Consider the following 15,523-nt stretch of genomic DNA (forward strand, 5'->3'; position numbering starts at 1 on the left):
CTCCTACAGCGATCGTATGCCCTGTGGGAGCGGGCTTGCCCCGCGAAGAGGCCGGCCTTGCCAGCCTCAATTCCAGTCTGTTCCCCCGGGGCGCAACGCCCGCGCATAGCAGAACAGAAACAGGTTTCTCACCAGTTCCTTGAGCACGATCGGTTCACTCGAATTCAGCCCGTTGAGGTCCAGGTCACCCAGGTCGCGCAGTTCGTCCAGGGCTTCTTCCTCGAGCACCGCGCACACTTCGCCGGTTTCCCGGTGCAGGATGCGCAGGTAGGGATGGGGACGGTCCAGCCAGGCGTCGATCAGATAAGTCATGGCTATTCTCCTTGAGTAGCGCCCCAATGAGAATAATTCTTATTATCAGAATAGCAAGCGCCAATTGCCGGATTTTGTCATCAGACCTTACGCACGAACTCGGACTTCAGCTTCATGGCGCCAATGCCGTCGATCTTGCAGTCGATATCGTGGTCGCCATCGCACAGGCGGATGTTCTTGACCTTGGTGCCGACTTTGACCACCAGGGACGAGCCCTTGACCTTGAGGTCCTTGATCACGGTGACAGTGTCGCCGTCCTGCAGAACGTTACCGACCGAGTCCTTCTTCACCACATCGTCGCTGGCCGCTTCTGGCTCACCGCTGGCCGACCACTCGTGGGCGCACTCGGGGCAGATCAGCTGAGTGCCATCCTCGTAGGTGTATTCGGAGTTGCATTTGGGGCAGGGTGGCAACGTGCTCACTTCGGTTCCTTAAACTGACGGGTGGTTAAAAACCCACATTGTATAAGGTTTTGCTGTCGATGTGTTTTGTCCGGACAAAAGCATCGCGGGCAAGCCCGCTCCTACAGGGATCACGCAATCCTGTGGGAGCGGGCTTGCCCGCGAAGAATCCGGCTCGGTCTGTCAGTGTGTACGCGCGACCGCAAACTCGCTCAACTCAACCAACGCATCGCGATACTCGCTGGCTGGCAGCACTTCCAGGCAGTCGATCGCACGCTTGACGTAGTCGCGCGCCAGTTGGGCGGTGTAGGCCAGGGCGCCGGAGGTCTTGACGGCCTCGCGAATCTGCTCGAGGTCTTCCAGACCACCTTTCTGGATCGCCTGGCGCACCAGTGCGGCCTGCTCCGGTGTGCCTTCGCGCATGGTGTAGATCAGCGGCAGGGTCGGCTTGCCTTCGGCCAGATCGTCGCCGACGTTCTTGCCCAGGGCCTCGGCATCACCTTCGTAGTCGAGCAGGTCGTCGACCAGTTGGAAGGCCACGCCCAGGTGGTCGCCGAAGGTGCGCAGGGCTTCGCGCTGGGCCTCGGTGCCGCCGGCCAGGGCCGCGGCGCTGTGGGTCGAGGCCTCGAACAGCATCGCGGTCTTGCCGCGGATGACGTCCATGTAGATCTCTTCGGTAGTGCTGGCATCGCGCACGCGCGACAGCTGCAGTACTTCGCCCTCGGCGATCACCCGGGTGGCCTTGGAGAGGATCTGCATGACCGGCATCGAGCCGAGTTCTACCATCATCTCGAACGAGCGCGAGTACAGGAAGTCGCCGACCAGTACGCTGGGCGCGTTGCCCCACAGGGCATTGGCGGTGGAGCGACCGCGGCGCATGCCCGACATGTCGACCACGTCGTCGTGCAGCAGGGTGGCGGTGTGCAGGAACTCGATGGTCGCGGCCAGCAGGCGCAGATCATCGCCCTCACGGCCCAGGGCCTTGCCGCAGAGCAGTACCAGCAAGGGGCGCAGGCGCTTGCCGCCGGCGGACGTGATATAGTCGCCGATCTTCGATACCAGCGGCACGCGCGAGGTCAGCTGCTTCTTGATGATCTCGTCGACGGCGCTGAAATCGTCAGCTACCGCGCGGTAGAAGGTTTGGGGTTGCATCGGCTGCTCCATTCAGGTTGCGCGGCATGCTAGGTCGCGGGTACCGGTGTGTCAAGGCGCGCTGCCCGTGGGCCGGGGGCGCCACTTGCAAGCGAAACCCGGGTTGCGTACAATCGCGCACCCTAACTTCCTGGGCAGCACCTGCCTTACGCAATTGCACCGGGCCGTTCCAGCCCTGTGCAGCCATGCCAGCCAATACTCATCATATAAAGCGCTGGGTGAGCAGGATTATCGGAGAAATACCATGTCTTACGCAGTAATCGTTACCGGCGGCAAGCAGTACAAAGTCGCTGAAGGTGAATTCCTCAAGGTCGAGAAGCTGGAAGTCGCCACCGGCGAATCCGTGACTTTCGACCGCGTTCTGCTGGTTGCCAACGGTGACGACGTCACCATCGGTGCACCAGTCGTCGCCGGCGCTAAAGTGGTTGCCGAAGTCGTTTCGCAAGGCCGTCACGATAAAGTACGCATCATCAAGTTCCGTCGTCGTAAGCACCACATGAAGCGTATGGGCCACCGCCAGTGGTTCACCGAGATCAAAATCACCGGTATCCAGGCTTAATCCCCTAGATCCCCTGAATTTATTTGGAGAATTGAACCATGGCTCACAAAAAGGCTGGTGGTAGTACTCGTAACGGTCGCGACTCAGAATCGAAACGCCTTGGCGTGAAGATGTATGGCGGCCAGGTTATCAAGCCAGGCAACATCATCGTCCGTCAGCGCGGCACCGAATTCCACGCTGGCTACGGCGTTGGCATGGGCAAGGATCACACCTTGTTCGCCAAGATCGAAGGCGTGATCAAGTTCGAGAAAAAAGGCGAGTTCATGCGCCGTTACGTGAGCATCGTCGCCGCTTAATCGCGACGTCGCTCCAGAAGCCCCGTCATGCGACGGGGCTTTTTCGTTTGTGGTGAGCCTCTTGCAAAGCTGTTCGTATGGGCTGCCGGCGTTGGTTTCTACGGTCGTACGGGGCCGCCGCGCTCATTTTTGCAAGAGCCTCAGGGTTTGTGTCATTCAGCTCGTCGGTCGACGAGAGGCGGTTTTAGATGAAGTTTGTTGATGAAGTATCGATTCGGGTAAAGGCCGGTGACGGCGGTAACGGGTGCATGAGCTTCCGCCGCGAGAAGTTCATCGAGAACGGTGGTCCCAACGGCGGTGACGGTGGTGACGGCGGCTCGGTGTACATGGTCGCCGACGAAAACCTCAACACCCTGGTGGACTACCGCTATACCCGCCACCACGAGGCCCAGCGCGGCGCCAACGGCGGCAGCACCGACTGCACCGGCAAGAAGGGTGAAGACCTGTTCCTGCGCGTGCCGGTGGGCACCACGGTGATCGATGCCACCACCCAGGAGGTGATCGGTGACCTGATCGCCCCTGGCCAGAAGCTGATGGTCGCCCAGGGCGGCTGGCACGGGCTGGGCAACACCCGCTTCAAGTCCAGCACCAACCGCGCGCCGCGCCAGACCACCCCAGGCAAGCCGGGCGACCAGCGTGACCTGAAGATGGAGCTGAAAGTGCTGGCCGATGTCGGTCTGCTGGGCTTGCCTAACGCCGGCAAGAGCACCTTCATCCGATCGGTCTCGGCAGCCAAGCCGAAAGTCGCCGACTATCCGTTCACCACCCTGGTGCCGAACCTGGGTGTGGTCAGCGTCGACCGCTGGAAGAGCTTCGTCATTGCCGACATCCCTGGTCTGATCGAGGGTGCTTCCGACGGCGCCGGTCTGGGTATCCGCTTCCTCAAGCACTTGGCCCGTACCCGCGTGCTGTTGCACCTGGTCGACCTGGCGCCGCTGGACGACAGCGACCCGGCCGATGCCGCCGAAGTCATCATCAACGAGCTGGCGCAGTTCAGCCCGTCACTGATCGAGCGTGAGCGTTGGCTGGTGCTGAACAAGTGCGACATGCTGATGGATGACGAGCGCGACGAGCGGGCCAAGGCGGTGATCGAGCGCCTGCAGTGGGAAGGTCCTGTCTACATGATCTCGGCCATTGCCAAGCAGGGTACCGAGCAGCTCAGCCACGACCTGATGCGCTACCTCGAAGAGCGCGCCGACCGCCTGGCCAACGACCCGGCCTACGCCGAAGAACTGGCCGACCTCGACCAGCGTATCGAAGACGAAGCCCGTGCCCAGCTGCAGGCCCTGGACGACGCGCGTACCTTGCGTCGTACCGGCGTCAAGAGCGTGCACGACATCGGCGATGACGATGGTTGGGATGATGATTTCGAGGACGACGAAGACGGCCCGGAAATCATTTACGTGCGCGACTGATCGGTTGCAGTACACTAAACGCCGCTCCTCGGAGCGGCGTTTTTGTATCTACGGTATCTACAGATTCGACATAGGTTGGAAGAAGATGCGAAGCAAGGTGACAGGCGCCAAGCGCTGGGTCGTGAAGATCGGCAGCGCCCTGCTGACGGCCGATGGCAAGGGCCTCGACCGCGGCGCCATGGCCGTTTGGGTCGAGCAGATGGTGGCATTGCGGGAAGCGGGCGTGGAACTGGTGCTGGTCTCCTCCGGGGCCGTGGCCGCGGGCATGAGCCAGTTGGGCTGGACCTCGCGACCGAGCGCGATGAACGAGCTGCAGGCCGCCGCCTCGATCGGCCAGATGCGCCTGGTGCAGGCCTGGGAGTCGAGTTTCGGCGAGCACGGCAAGCACACCGCGCAGATCCTCCTGACCCATGACGATCTGTCCGACCGAAAACGTTACCTCAATGCCCGCAGCACCCTGCGCACCCTGGTCGACCTGGGCGTGGTGCCGGTGATCAACGAGAACGACACGGTGGTCACCGACGAGATCCGCTTCGGCGACAACGACACCCTCGCCGCGCTGGTGGCCAACTTGGTCGAAGCCGATCTGCTGGTGATTCTCACCGACCGCGATGGCATGTTCGATGCCGACCCGCGCAACAACCCCGAGGCCCAGTTGATCTACGAGGCCCGCGCCGACGACCCGGCGCTGGACGCCGTGGCGGGCGGCACCGGTGGTGCCCTGGGCCGTGGCGGTATGCAGACCAAGCTGCGCGCTGCGCGTCTGGCGGCCCGTTCCGGTGCCCACACCATCATCATCGGCGGGCGCATCGAGCGTGTGCTCGATCGTCTCAAGGCCGGCGAGCGCTTGGGCACCTTGCTGTCGCCCGAGCGCGGCATGCTGGCGGCGCGCAAGCAGTGGCTGGCTGGCCACCTGCAGACCCGCGGCACCTTGGTGCTCGACGCCGGTGCCGTGCAGGCCCTGCGTCAGGCCAACAAGAGCCTGCTGCCGGTTGGTGTGAAGACCGTGCAGGGCAGCTTCCGGCGTGGCGAGATGGTGGTCTGCGTCGGACCGGACGGGCTTGAGGTCGCACGCGGCCTGGCCAACTACAGTGCGCTGGAAGCGCAGAAGATCATCGGCCAGCCGTCGGACGCCATCGAGGGCGTGCTGGGCTACATTGCCGAGCCGGAGCTGGTGCACCGCGATAATCTGGTGCTGGTATGAGTGTGCTGAAGCAGGCGCTGGGTATCCTGGCGCTGGCATTGCCGATAGTCGCCGGGGCCGAGGAAATCGGCCAGGTTTCCACCGTGTTCAAGTTCCTTGGGCCGAACGATCGCATCGTCGTCGAGGCGTTCGACGATCCCAAGGTAGAAGGTGTGACCTGTTACCTGTCGCGGGCCAAGACCGGTGGCGTGAAAGGTGGGCTGGGGTTGGCCGAGGACCGGGCGGAGGCGTCGATCGCCTGTCGCCAGGTCGGACCGATCAATTTCAAGGGTGAACTCAAGGATGGCGAGGAGGTGTTCAAGGAGCGCACCTCGCTGGTGTTCAAGACCATGCAAGTGGTGCGTTTTCTCGACAAGAAGCGCAATACGCTGGTGTACCTGGTGTACAGCGACCGCATGATCGAAGGCAGCCCGCAGAATGCGGTGACGGCGATTCCGATCTTGCCTTGGGCTCAATGATCGCCTGGTAGATTGCAGGGAGGCCTTTGGCCTCCATTCGCGGGGCAAGCCCGCTCCCACAAGTACCGCGCTGCCCCGTATCTGTAGGAACGGGCTTGACCCGCGAAAGGGCCGCAAAGCGGCCCCCATACAACGAATCAGGCCAGCTCTTCGGCCTCATCCTCACGCACGATCGCCTTCACTTCATCGCGGCGGCTGATGAACTTCCAGTCCGCTTCATCGATGTAGATGCCGTTCGGCCCGCTACCCCCTTCCAGGTCGATCGCCACGCGCGCCGACACCTGCGGCTTGACGCTGGCCAGGATCGGTACGAAGCCCAGCTGCAGACTGGTTTCCAGCAACGCCGCCTGGTTGCGCTCGTCGATGTCCGCCGCCTCGTCGAGGTAGTAGGGCAGACGAATGCGCCCTGCCAGGTCGCGGTCCATCAGGTGCAGCAACAGATACATGTTGGTCAGCGCCTTGATGGTCATGGTGGTGCCGTTGGACGCGGCGCCATCGATGTCGGCATGGATCACCGGCTGGCTGTTGATCTTGGTGATCTCGAAGGCCAGCTCGAACAGGTCCTTGAGGCCCAGCTGGTTGTGGTTGGCTGCCACCAGTCGTGCCAGGTATTCCTTGGCTTCTTCGTTCTTGTGATCCTGCTCGGCGCTCTGAGTCAGGTCGAACACCGACAGTGTCTCACCTTCCTCGTACTGGCCGGCGCTGTGGATGATCTGGTCGATGTGCTTGAGCGCTTCCTTGTTCGGCGCCAGGACCACGCGGAAGCTTTCCAGGTTGGACACCTGGCGCTTGTTGATCTCGCGGTTGAACAGGGCCAGCTGGTGTTCGAGGCTGTCGTAGTCGCTGCGGATGTTGCGCAGGGTCCGGGCGATGTCGGTCACCGCAGCACGGCGTGCCTTGGCCAGGGTCAGGGCCTCGTCGGTGCGGTGCGCATAGGCGTTCACCAGCAGCTGCAGGCGGCGCTCCATGTCGTCTTCGCTGTCGAACTTGGCCACGCCCTTGAGGCGAACCTGGGCATACAGCGCCTCGATCTGGTTGTCGACCCGCTGCAGGCTCTGCCACGCATCCTGGTAATCGTTGAGTAGCGGCAGCAGGTTGTCCATCGAGTCGTCGACCGCGTCCATGAACGGCGTGCCGAACGGCAGGTCGGCCGGTAGCAACTGGCGGCGGCGCAGGGCGTCTTCGAGGGTGCGCTGCTTGGCTTCGAGGTCGGCGATCTGGCGGCCGACCAATTGCAGTTTGGCCGACAGCTGCTGGACGCGTTCGGTGAAGGCATCACTGGAGCGCTTGAGCTCGTCCTGGGCCGCCTCCAGCTGCGCCAACTGTTCCAGTTTCTCCGGCTCTTCGGCGCTCAAGGTCTCGCTGCGGCGGTAGTCTTCCAGGGCCTTCTGAGCATCCAGCACCTGCTGGTACAGCGCCTCTGTCTGCGCCTTGGAGGCGCTGCGGTCGGCGGCGACCGATTGTTGGGTCTTGAGCTGCTTGAGCTCTTTCTCCAGGCGCTCTTTCTGATCGCGCAGGGCGGCTCGGTCGGCCAGGGCCTGCAGTGCCGGTGGGTCGATGTGCGACAGGTCGATGGAGATGCCTGGCGCTTCGAAACGCTCGCCCTTGAAGCTGTCGAGCACCGCCTCGAGGGATTTCACCCACAGGTCGCAGTCGTCCAGTTCGATGCCGCGCTCACCCAGCGGCAGGCTGAACAGCGCTCCGTTGAACAGGCGCATCAGGCGGTCGACGTCCTGTTGCGAGAACTCCTCGCGCAGGCGGGCGTAGCTGTTGTTGTCGGCGTGGTCGAGCTGTTGCTTGACCTGCTTGAGGCGTTTTTCCAGATCGCGTACACGCTCGTCGAGGTCTTCGGCGGAGAACTGCCGGGACTGGGCCAGGGCGCCGGCCAATTCGTCGTGAGCATCCTTGGCCGCCAGCAATTGCTGTTCCAGCACCTTGGCGTCCTCGACCAGGGCGAAGCGGTGCTTGAGCACCGACAGCTCGCCCAGCCAGCGCTGGATGCCGGTGATCTCGCGTTCAAGGCGCATCAGCTCCTGGGTGCCGCTGCGCTGGTCGTTCTGCAGGCTGTCCTGCTCGCTGCGGTAGTGCTCGGCCTGGATCACCAGTTCTTCCTTGCGCGCCATGGCGTATTCCTGCCAGGTGCCCAGCAGGTTGTCGAGCAAAGGCGAAAGGCGGTGCAGCTTGCCGCGCAGGATGTCGCGCTGGGCTACGCCACCGGCCAGGGCTTCGACCAGCGGGCCGGCGGCGACCAGGGCGTTGTAGTCCTGCTCCATGCGGCGCACGTCGCGGAAGGCTTCTTCGCAAGCGGCGATGTAGTCGACGCTGCCCGAGCGCAGGCTGTGCTCGAAAGCGTCGAGGAACAGCTGTTTGAGCTTGGCGGCGGTGATCTCGCGCATGTGCAGCAGGTTGATGAACAGGGCGCGGAAAGTTTTCAGGCTCTGCTCGCTGGTCGAGCGCAGCGGAATCAGGGTCAGGTCCAGCGGTACCGAGGTGTGGCCACCGACCAGCAGCCGGCGTAGCTCGTCCGGTTTGAGTTCGTAGGCCTTCAGGCCCAGGCGCTCAAGGTTGGTGAACAGCTCTTTCTGGCGCAGGCAGGTGTCGTTCTTCTGGTAGTGGGCCAGGTCCAGCTCGCCCGTGTAGGCGAAGAACTGGTGGCCGAAACCACCGCCGGGACCGCGACCGACCACGCCGACCACGTGTGGGCCGTGGGGCAGGTTCAGTTCGCAGAGAATGTACGAGGTGTCGCTGGCGAAGTAGAACCGGCGCGACTGCTCCAGGCTGTATTTGCCGAAGCTCATGTCGGACATGCGTGCCAGGATCGGGAACTGCAGGGCGTTGATCGACGCCGATTTACCCAGGTTGTTGGCGCCATAGACCGACAGCGGGTGTTCCAGGGGGAACAGGCCGAGGCTGTAGCCGGCGGTGTTGAGCAGTGCGAAGCGGCGGATGCCGTAGCGTTCCTGGCTCATGCGTCAATCTCCTGTTGCTCTTCGCGGATGGCCCGGGCCAGGGCGTCCTCTTCGCTTTCCTCGCCGTCGAATGGCGTGAGGTCGAGCGGATCGTCGGTACGGTTGAGTTCTTCCGGGCTTTCTTCTTCGACCAGTACCGGGGTCGGCAGCGGCAGGTCGCTGTGCAGGCTGGCGGCCAGGTCGCGGTCCTGTTGTACCGACAGGCACACGTCGAGGAAGCGGTGCATCGGCGGCAGGAAGCGGTAGATGCCGCCTTCTTCATGGGCGAAGCCGAGCTGGGTCATGCGGCGCATGATCTTTTCTTCGAGCTCGTCGACGGTCTGCACTTCGGCCTGCAGGAACAGGTCGCGGTACTTGTCCAGCAGCGACGGCAGCTCGTCGCGGCCGATGCTGCCGCCATCGAGCACGGCCATCGGGTCACGGCCCTGGTCGGCCAAATGCTCGACCAGGATGAAGGTGAACAGCGACAGGCGCTGGGCGGTCTTGTTGACCTGCGCGGCGGCCTGTTCGGGGACGAAGTAATAGAACCCGCGGGTGTCGCACACCAGCTCGAAGCCCAGGGCTTTGAACAGGGTGCGGTACTGGTCCTGGAAGTTCGACAGCTGCGCGTACATCTCAGGGTCGCGGCGGCTGACGTGGAAGCCCTTGAACAGCTCGCGGAAGATCGGCGCGAGCTGGGACAGTTCGGAGAGATCAAGATGCATTGGCTGGGCTCGCGTTGGTGTCAGGTTGCGCTTGGCGGGTGGACGTCAGGGCGAACGAGCGCAGGCTGACCAGATGTTCCTGGGTGCTGTACTCGCGGCGCTCGAGGCGTTCGCGCTTGAAGCGTTTTTCCCGCGAAAGGCGCGAGAACCAGTACAGCAATTCGTCGGTGGCGCCTTCAGGCTCCTGCTCCAGTAGCCAGACCATGAGGTCGGGCAGCGGCAGGGCGTCCTCGCAGCGTTCGAGCATTTCCTTGACCGTGCGCGGCGCCCGCGGCAACGGTCCCTTCTGGGTCTTGTGCGCCTTGGGGAAACGAGCCGGCTTGGGCTCGAAGCGGGCCAGGGCATAGACATACGCTTCGACCTGGCTGGCACTGCCGAGGAAGGTGCTCTGGGGACGGGTGAACAGCGGCATGGCCGCTTGCGGTACGGCGTCGATGCCCTTGCGCCGGATCACCGACAGGGCCAGTGCGGCGCCGCGGGTCACGGCGTTGTGCCGGCGCGCTTCTTCTCGCAGCGGCAGCAGCAGTTCGCGGGCGTGGCGCAGGGTCAGCTGGGCGCTGGTCTGCATCTCGAGGATGCGCGCGTGGGTGCGCAGCAGCATGTCGTCGTCGACCAGATGGCCCAGGCGCGCCTGTTCGCCAAGCAGCTTCAGCAGCACGGTCTCGACCTTGCGCACACCCTGTTCGAAGGCGCCGTCGGCGTTGACCAGCTGGATCATCGGTTCGACGTATTCGTCCCAGGTCGCCAGGACTTCGGCATACCGTTGGCGCAGCGGGATCTGGCGGTTGCTGGTCTTGGCCCGTTCGGCCACGGCCACCAGTGCCTGTTCGTCGTTGTCGAGCTTCTTGAGCACGTCGCGTACACGCATGTCCAGCAAACGCAACTGGCGTGCCAGATCGTCGCTGTCGCGGTTGTCGAAGGCGTCCTGGATATGCCCGGCCAGGCGCTCCAGGTGGCGCAGGTAGGCCTCGATCTCCAGGCACAGGCCCAGGCGGTGTTCGCGGCGCAGGTAGGCGAGGAAGTCGTGGATCTGGGCATTGAGCTCGAAGCGGTTCGGGCTCTTGGCCACCGGCACGAGAATATCCAGGCGGATCCACACGTCGAGCAACTGGGTGATGTCCTGCGGGGTGCTTTCCACCTGCTGGCGGCCCAGTTGCTGGCGCAGTTCGACCAGGCTCAGGGTGCCCTGGTCGAAACGCTCGCACAGCGGCTCGATCAGGGCCCAGTGTTCGGCTAGGGCGCGCAGGACGCGCTTGGGTTCGATCATTGGCGTCGACTCGTTGCCAAGTAAAAGGGGGCGATTGTACTGCATCCTAGGGGGAGGATTTCACCCCTTGGTCTGTAATGAGGGGTAACCCTTGCTTCTGTGGGGGAATCCGCTGGCCTGTTCGCGGGTAAACCCGCTCCTACAGGATCTCCACCATTTCGAATACTGAGGGGTATCTGTAGGAGCGGGTTTACCCGCGAACGGGCCAGGCGAGGCAACAATTTTCTGCCGACCTGTTGAGGCGCCGGACGCCCAACGGCGTTAGAATGCCCGACTGACTTCACCCCCCGGATACCCGAGCCTTGCTGACCGAGCCCCGCCGCCGCGCCTACCTTTCCGCCATGCAAGTGGTGCATTGGCTGCCGCGCGCCGAACTGCCGTTCGCTGCGCCGTCGCGCCCAGAGCTGCTCCTGCCACAGGCGCCAGTGGACGAGCTCGAATTCGAGCCCCGGACCGCGGCGGCTGTCGCCAGCGAGGCGGCGGTCGCGCCGCAAGCACGTAACGTGGAACGCCCGAAGATCGAAGTGCCACGCCCAGGCAGCACGCCCAAGCCTTCGGCCAAGATGGCCGAAGCCGAGCCGCCGGCGCCGGCCCCGCGTCCGCTACCGGTGCCGCCGCCACGCTTTGCCCTGCAGCTGCTGCGAGCCGGCAGTTGCCTGCTGCTGGTGGAGCTCGCCACTGGCCAGCCGTTCCAGAGCCGCGACCCATCCTACCTGCTGCTCAAAGACATGCTGCGTGCTGCCGGATTGCCCGATGCGCCGCAGATCATCGGTGAGCCGGTGCGCTGGCCGTTGCTGGTGCGCGGCAACATGGATCAAGGCCCGGACGCGGCGCGCGATTTCGTCCAGGGCTTCATCCAGGCTCGCCTGGAAGAGGCGCCCAGTGCCTGTCTGTGGCTGATCGGCCTGCCGGCTCTGCGCTTCGCAGCCCATGCCGAGGCCGAAGCTTACTACCAAGTACTCAAGATTGACGGCCTGGGCGAGGCCTGGGCCTTGCCCGGTCTTGAACTGTTGATGGACGAGCCGCAGCGCAAGGCGGACGTCTGGAAAGCCATGCGCCAGCTCATGGCGCGCTGGAAGAGCGTTGAATGAGTGACTCGATCAGCTTCCGCCCGATGACCGAGGCGGATCTGGATGCCGTGCTTAAGATCGAATATGCCGCGTTCAGTCACCCTTGGACCCGAGGGATTTTCCTGGACGCGCTGAAGTCCTACGAGGTCTGGTTGATGTTCGATGGTCAGCAACAGGTGGGCCATGGCGTGATCAACGTGATCATCGACGAGGCCCATCTGCTCAACATCACCGTCAAGCCCGAGAACCAGGGCCGCGGCCTGGGATTGCGTCTGCTTGAGCACTTGATGGCGCGTGCCTATCAGCTCAATGGCCGCGAATGCTTCCTCGAAGTGCGCGCCAGCAACCAGTCGGCCTATCGCCTGTACGAGCGCTACGGTTTCAATGAGATCGGCCGCCGCCGCGACTACTATCCGGTTGCCGGAGGGCGCGAAGATGCCTTGGTAATGGCTTGCACCCTGCTCGAAGAGTGACTTGACTGCATGGCAGTACCCGCGCGCGTGACGCGGGTGTGCCCGGTGCGGCAGGGGAGGGGCGATGCGCAGGCTGGTGCTGGCGGCGATGTTCATGGTGGGTGCTGTCCACGCCGATGATCGCGACCTATGGATGTTCGCCCAATGGGCCGGGGATCACCAGACCCGGCCATTTCGCGAGATGTTGGTCGAGGCCCGGCTCTACGGCGTGGTACCGATCCATCAGCTGCTGCGCTCGGCTTCGGACTGGAGGCAATGCCACGCCTCGCCGTTCGCGGTTCCGCCGGTCAGCAACTGGGCGGCGGTGCGTTCTACCCTGGCGTTGCTCCACACCCTCGACCAGCAAGGCCTCTTGCGTCAGTTCGAGGTGGTGTCGGCCTACCGTGAGCCGGTATTGAACCGCTGTGCCGGTGGCGCCGTGGCCAGTGCCCATACCCGCGCCTTCGCCGTCGACATCCTGCTGCCTGCCTGGGCCGATCCCAATCCGTTGTGCGTCTTCTGGCAGCAGCATGGCCAGGCCTGGAACATGGGGCTGGGTCGCTATCCCACCGGCCGCATCCATATCGACACTGCCGGTTACCGGACCTGGGGTGGGGATGGGGGGCCCGGATCGTCGTACTGCGCCAAGCTGGCGGCTGGCAGCTAGGGTTTTCTGCAGACAAAGAAAAAGGGCTTACCTTGCGGTAAGCCCTTTGACTTGTTTGGTGGCTACACAGGGACTTGAACCCCGGACCCCAGCATTATGAATGCTATGCTCTAACCAACTGAGCTATGTAGCCGATGGCGCGCATTATTCTCTTGCGCAGGCCTGCTGTCAACACTGATTTGAAAAAAAATTTGCACGCTTTCAAAAACTTAGCCGTCAGGCCCAGCTTCAGTACGCAATCAGCCATTGACCTAGCACGCCATGCACACGCAGGTGCTGTTGCTCCGCCAGTCTGTCCAAGGCTTCTTCGCTGCGGTCGAGGTTGTAGGTGCCGGTCACACGCCGATAGGCGGCGTGATCATTCCACAACACGAGTCGTTGGCCTTGATGGGCGGCCAAGCGCTCCAACACGTCGGCCAGTGGCATATCGGTGGCACGCAGGTAGCCGGTTCGCCAGGCCGTTGAGGCGTTGGCATCGACTTTTTGTACTGCGTCGATCCGGGCATCGTTGAAGGTGACCCGTTCACCGCTCGCCACCATGCGCTGATCGCCGCCCTGGATGACCATGGCTTTGCCACTCAAGACCGTAAGTTCGCTCTGGTCGGCACGGCGGGCCAGCGTCAACCGGGTGCCGAACACCTGGATGCGTGCATCGGCGACTTCGATTTCCATCGCCCGACCATCGAGCATCACCTCCACGTCGACCTGGCCTTGCACCAGCTGCAGCACCCGCGTGCGTCCACGCAGATCGACATTCATGGCGCTGGCGCTGTCCAGGTGCAGGGTGCTGCCATCGTTCAGGCGCACGCTGCGCCGCTCGCCGACGTCGGTGTGCAACTCGCTGCCCAAACGCTGCAGCAAAGGCCAATACAGGTAGGCCAACGCTCCGAGCAGCAGCAGGAACGATAACCCCAGGTACTTGCCCGTCACGCTGCGACGCGTCTTGATCAACTGCGGGCGAGGGCGGCTAGGTAGCGCTGGGTGCAGCTGTTGCCAACAGGCTTCGAGTTCGGCGTAGGCGTGGGCATTGAGTGGGTCCTGGCACCACAGGGCAAAGGCCTGGCGGGTCTGTACGTCGCAACCTGGCTGGCGCAATAGCGAAAACCAACGCAGTGCCTCCTGTTGAGGATCGGATTGGGTCTGCGCGGCGGACATAGGGCTCATGGCGGCTGCTCGCTGGAAGTGGGCGTTTCGCCCAGCGATAACGGGGTGACAGGTCGAGGATGCTAAATATATTGAGAACCATTTGCAAGTATGCGGGTGCCGCTGAGAAATAAAGGTAGCTATGTATCTATTTGTTTCCCGATAATCGGATCCCAACCTGCGGACGGAGATCAGGCCAATGGCCATCAGTAGCGCTTCCTCGGCTACCACCAGCGGCACGGCAAACCCAGCCAACCCGCTGGTGATGCGCATCATCACCTTCTGTGCCTTGGCGCATCTGATCAACGACTTGATCCAGTCGGTGCTGCCGGCGATCTACCCGATGCTCAAGACCAGCTACGGGCTCAGCTTCGCCCAGATCGGCATGATCACCCTGACGTTCCAGATCACCGCCTCGCTGTTGCAGCCGTGGGTCGGCTTCTTCACCGACCGTCGACCGACGCCCAACCTGCTGCCGTTGGGCACCTTGTGCACCTTGGTCGGTATCGTGATGCTGGCGTTCGTTGGTAGCTTCCCGATGATCCTGCTGGCCTCGGCGCTGGTGGGCATCGGCTCGTCGACCTTCCACCCGGAAACCTCGCGCATCGCCCGCCTGGCCTCCGGGGGGCGCTTCGGCCTGGCCCAGTCGACCTTCCAGGTCGGCGGCAACACCGGCTCGGCCTTGGGCCCGCTGCTGGCGGCGGCCATCGTCATTCCGTTCGGCCAGGGCCACGTGGCCTGGTTCGGCGTCGCCGGCCTGGCGTTCTTCGGCGTGACCCTGATGCTGCGCCGTTGGTACAAGGAACATCTCAACCAGGCCAAGACACGCAAGGCGGTGCAGGCCAGCCATGGCATCTCCCGCCAGCGGGTGATCGCCGCCTTGATCGTGCTGGGCCTGTTGGTGTTCTCCAAATACTTCTACATGGCCAGCTTCACCAGCTATTTCACCTTCTACCTGATCGAGAAGTTCGACCTCTCGGTGGCCAGCTCGCAACTGCACCTGTTCCTGTTCCTCGGCGCGGTGGCGGCCGGTACCTTCTTCGGTGGGCCGATCGGCGACCGTATCGGGCGCAAGGCGGTGATTTGGTTCTCGATTCTGGGCGTGGCGCCGTTCACTCTGGCGCTGCCCTATGCCGACCTGTTCTGGACCACCGTGCTGAGCGTGGTGATCGGCTTCATCCTGGCATCGGCGTTCTCCGCCATCGTGGTGTATGCCCAGGAACTGGTGCCTGGAAGCGTAGGCATGATCGCCGGGATTTTCTTCGGTTTGATGTTCGGTTTTGGTGGCATCGGTGCTGCGCTGCTGGGCTATCTGGCAGATCTGCGTGGTATCGAATACGTCTATGGGCTTTGCTCGTTCCTGCCCTTGTTCGGTTTGCTGGCGGTGTTCCTGCCCAGCACCGGTAAGCGTTGAGACTGCTTGGGCTGCATTGCAGCCCATTCGCGGGCAATTG

At 63.3% G+C, this 15,523-nt stretch carries 16 protein-coding genes and 1 tRNA gene; 9 read left to right on the forward strand and 8 right to left on the reverse strand.

Features of this window, described 5'->3' with window-relative positions; translation table 11 throughout:
• Positions 1-66 precede the first annotated feature (66 nt).
• From KY379_RS01575 to KY379_RS01585, 3 genes are all read right to left on the reverse strand, one after another.
• Complete coding sequence (locus KY379_RS01575; protein ID WP_133331177.1) at positions 67-312, reverse strand: hypothetical protein; 246 nt, start codon at positions 310-312, stop codon at positions 67-69.
• A gap of 80 nt (positions 313-392) precedes the next feature.
• Positions 393-734: a zinc ribbon domain-containing protein YjdM gene (locus KY379_RS01580; RefSeq protein ID WP_133331179.1), complete on the reverse strand. Its 342-nt coding sequence runs from the start codon at positions 732-734 to the stop codon at positions 393-395.
• A gap of 162 nt (positions 735-896) precedes the next feature.
• Complete coding sequence (locus tag KY379_RS01585) at positions 897-1,865, reverse strand: polyprenyl synthetase family protein (RefSeq protein WP_133331181.1); 969 nt, start codon at positions 1,863-1,865, stop codon at positions 897-899.
• Between the two features lie 244 nt (positions 1,866-2,109).
• Between KY379_RS01585 and rplU the strand changes: the two genes are divergently transcribed.
• The 5 genes from rplU to KY379_RS01610 all read left to right on the forward strand — a co-directional run bounded on the left by rplU (position 2,110) and on the right by KY379_RS01610 (position 5,797).
• On the forward strand, positions 2,110-2,424 hold the full coding sequence (gene rplU / locus KY379_RS01590; RefSeq protein ID WP_133331183.1) for a 50S ribosomal protein L21: 315 nt from the start codon (positions 2,110-2,112) through the stop codon (positions 2,422-2,424).
• A 38-nt stretch (positions 2,425-2,462) separates the two neighbouring features.
• Entirely contained in the window at positions 2,463-2,720 is a 258-nt protein-coding gene (rpmA, locus tag KY379_RS01595) for a 50S ribosomal protein L27 (protein WP_003247464.1), read from the forward strand.
• Between the two features lie 188 nt (positions 2,721-2,908).
• Complete coding sequence (cgtA, locus tag KY379_RS01600; protein ID WP_133331185.1) at positions 2,909-4,135, forward strand: Obg family GTPase CgtA; 1,227 nt, start codon at positions 2,909-2,911, stop codon at positions 4,133-4,135.
• 85 nt (positions 4,136-4,220) lie between these two features.
• Entirely contained in the window at positions 4,221-5,339 is a 1,119-nt protein-coding gene (gene proB, locus KY379_RS01605) for a glutamate 5-kinase (RefSeq protein ID WP_133331187.1), read from the forward strand.
• Positions 5,336-5,797 (forward strand): CreA family protein, encoded by a 462-nt coding sequence (locus KY379_RS01610; RefSeq protein ID WP_133331189.1) that lies wholly within the window; start codon positions 5,336-5,338, stop codon positions 5,795-5,797. Before proB ends, KY379_RS01610 begins: the two co-directional genes overlap by 4 nt.
• A gap of 137 nt (positions 5,798-5,934) precedes the next feature.
• Here KY379_RS01610 and mksF read toward each other — a convergent pair whose 3' ends face one another.
• From mksF to mksB, 3 genes are read right to left on the reverse strand one after another with little or no spacing between them, the layout of a single operon-like run.
• On the reverse strand, positions 5,935-8,766 hold the full coding sequence (gene mksF, locus KY379_RS01615; RefSeq protein WP_261240167.1) for an Mks condensin complex protein MksF: 2,832 nt from the start codon (positions 8,764-8,766) through the stop codon (positions 5,935-5,937).
• Positions 8,763-9,470 (reverse strand): Mks condensin complex protein MksE, encoded by a 708-nt coding sequence (gene mksE, locus KY379_RS01620; RefSeq protein ID WP_133331193.1) that lies wholly within the window; start codon positions 9,468-9,470, stop codon positions 8,763-8,765. The genes mksF and mksE overlap by 4 nt, the downstream gene beginning before the upstream one ends.
• Positions 9,460-10,737, reverse strand: a complete 1,278-nt coding sequence (gene mksB, locus KY379_RS01625) for an Mks condensin complex protein MksB (protein WP_133331195.1) — start codon at positions 10,735-10,737, stop codon at positions 9,460-9,462. Before mksB ends, mksE begins: the two co-directional genes overlap by 11 nt.
• 302 nt (positions 10,738-11,039) lie before the next feature.
• Between mksB and KY379_RS01630 the strand changes: the two genes are divergently transcribed.
• The 3 genes from KY379_RS01630 to KY379_RS01640 all read left to right on the forward strand — a co-directional run bounded on the left by KY379_RS01630 (position 11,040) and on the right by KY379_RS01640 (position 12,926).
• The gene (locus KY379_RS01630) at positions 11,040-11,828 is read left to right on the forward strand and encodes an energy transducer TonB (protein WP_261240164.1); all 789 of its coding nucleotides are present in this window, start codon (positions 11,040-11,042) and stop codon (positions 11,826-11,828) included.
• A complete protein-coding gene (gene rimI, locus KY379_RS01635; RefSeq protein WP_133331199.1) occupies positions 11,825-12,280 on the forward strand; it encodes a ribosomal protein S18-alanine N-acetyltransferase in 456 nt (151 codons plus the stop codon). The genes KY379_RS01630 and rimI overlap by 4 nt, the downstream gene beginning before the upstream one ends.
• A gap of 64 nt (positions 12,281-12,344) precedes the next feature.
• Positions 12,345-12,926, forward strand: a complete 582-nt coding sequence (locus KY379_RS01640; RefSeq protein WP_261240161.1) for a D-Ala-D-Ala carboxypeptidase family metallohydrolase — start codon at positions 12,345-12,347, stop codon at positions 12,924-12,926.
• A 56-nt stretch (positions 12,927-12,982) separates the two neighbouring features.
• Here KY379_RS01640 and KY379_RS01645 read toward each other — a convergent pair.
• Together KY379_RS01645 and KY379_RS01650 are read right to left on the reverse strand one after the other, a co-directional pair.
• Positions 12,983-13,059, reverse strand: a tRNA-Met gene (locus tag KY379_RS01645).
• Positions 13,060-13,154: 95 nt separating this feature from the next.
• A complete protein-coding gene (locus KY379_RS01650) occupies positions 13,155-14,090 on the reverse strand; it encodes a FecR family protein (RefSeq protein ID WP_261240158.1) in 936 nt (311 codons plus the stop codon).
• Positions 14,091-14,268: 178 nt separating this feature from the next.
• Here KY379_RS01650 and KY379_RS01655 point away from each other — a divergent pair, with 178 nt between their 5' ends.
• Positions 14,269-15,483, forward strand: coding sequence for an MFS transporter (locus KY379_RS01655; RefSeq protein ID WP_133331203.1), 1,215 nt, complete (start codon positions 14,269-14,271; stop codon positions 15,481-15,483).
• Positions 15,484-15,523: the final 40 nt, after the last annotated feature.

Origin of the sequence: Pseudomonas sp. HD6422, from assembly GCF_025377065.1 — a bacterium.
Taxonomy (GTDB): Bacteria; Pseudomonadota; Gammaproteobacteria; order Pseudomonadales; family Pseudomonadaceae; genus Aquipseudomonas; species Aquipseudomonas putida_U.

What these genes read in the sequence shown, in the direction of transcription:
- KY379_RS01575 (WP_133331177.1), bottom strand. Translation starts at nt 312, where the DNA reads ATGACTTATCTGATCGACGCCTGGCTGGACCGTCCCCATCCCTACCTG.
- KY379_RS01585 (WP_133331181.1), bottom strand. Translation starts at nt 1,865, where the DNA reads ATGCAACCCCAAACCTTCTACCGCGCGGTAGCTGACGATTTCAGCGCC.
- rplU (WP_133331183.1), top strand. Translation starts at nt 2,110, where the DNA reads ATGTCTTACGCAGTAATCGTTACCGGCGGCAAGCAGTACAAAGTCGCT.
- rpmA (WP_003247464.1), top strand. Translation starts at nt 2,463, where the DNA reads ATGGCTCACAAAAAGGCTGGTGGTAGTACTCGTAACGGTCGCGACTCA.
- cgtA (WP_133331185.1), top strand. Translation starts at nt 2,909, where the DNA reads ATGAAGTTTGTTGATGAAGTATCGATTCGGGTAAAGGCCGGTGACGGC.
- proB (WP_133331187.1), top strand. Translation starts at nt 4,221, where the DNA reads ATGCGAAGCAAGGTGACAGGCGCCAAGCGCTGGGTCGTGAAGATCGGC.
- KY379_RS01610 (WP_133331189.1), top strand. Translation starts at nt 5,336, where the DNA reads ATGAGTGTGCTGAAGCAGGCGCTGGGTATCCTGGCGCTGGCATTGCCG.
- mksF (WP_261240167.1), bottom strand. Translation starts at nt 8,766, where the DNA reads ATGAGCCAGGAACGCTACGGCATCCGCCGCTTCGCACTGCTCAACACC.
- mksE (WP_133331193.1), bottom strand. Translation starts at nt 9,470, where the DNA reads ATGCATCTTGATCTCTCCGAACTGTCCCAGCTCGCGCCGATCTTCCGC.
- mksB (WP_133331195.1), bottom strand. Translation starts at nt 10,737, where the DNA reads ATGATCGAACCCAAGCGCGTCCTGCGCGCCCTAGCCGAACACTGGGCC.
- rimI (WP_133331199.1), top strand. Translation starts at nt 11,825, where the DNA reads ATGAGTGACTCGATCAGCTTCCGCCCGATGACCGAGGCGGATCTGGAT.
- KY379_RS01640 (WP_261240161.1), top strand. Translation starts at nt 12,345, where the DNA reads ATGCGCAGGCTGGTGCTGGCGGCGATGTTCATGGTGGGTGCTGTCCAC.
- KY379_RS01650 (WP_261240158.1), bottom strand. Translation starts at nt 14,090, where the DNA reads ATGAGCCCTATGTCCGCCGCGCAGACCCAATCCGATCCTCAACAGGAG.
- KY379_RS01655 (WP_133331203.1), top strand. Translation starts at nt 14,269, where the DNA reads ATGGCCATCAGTAGCGCTTCCTCGGCTACCACCAGCGGCACGGCAAAC.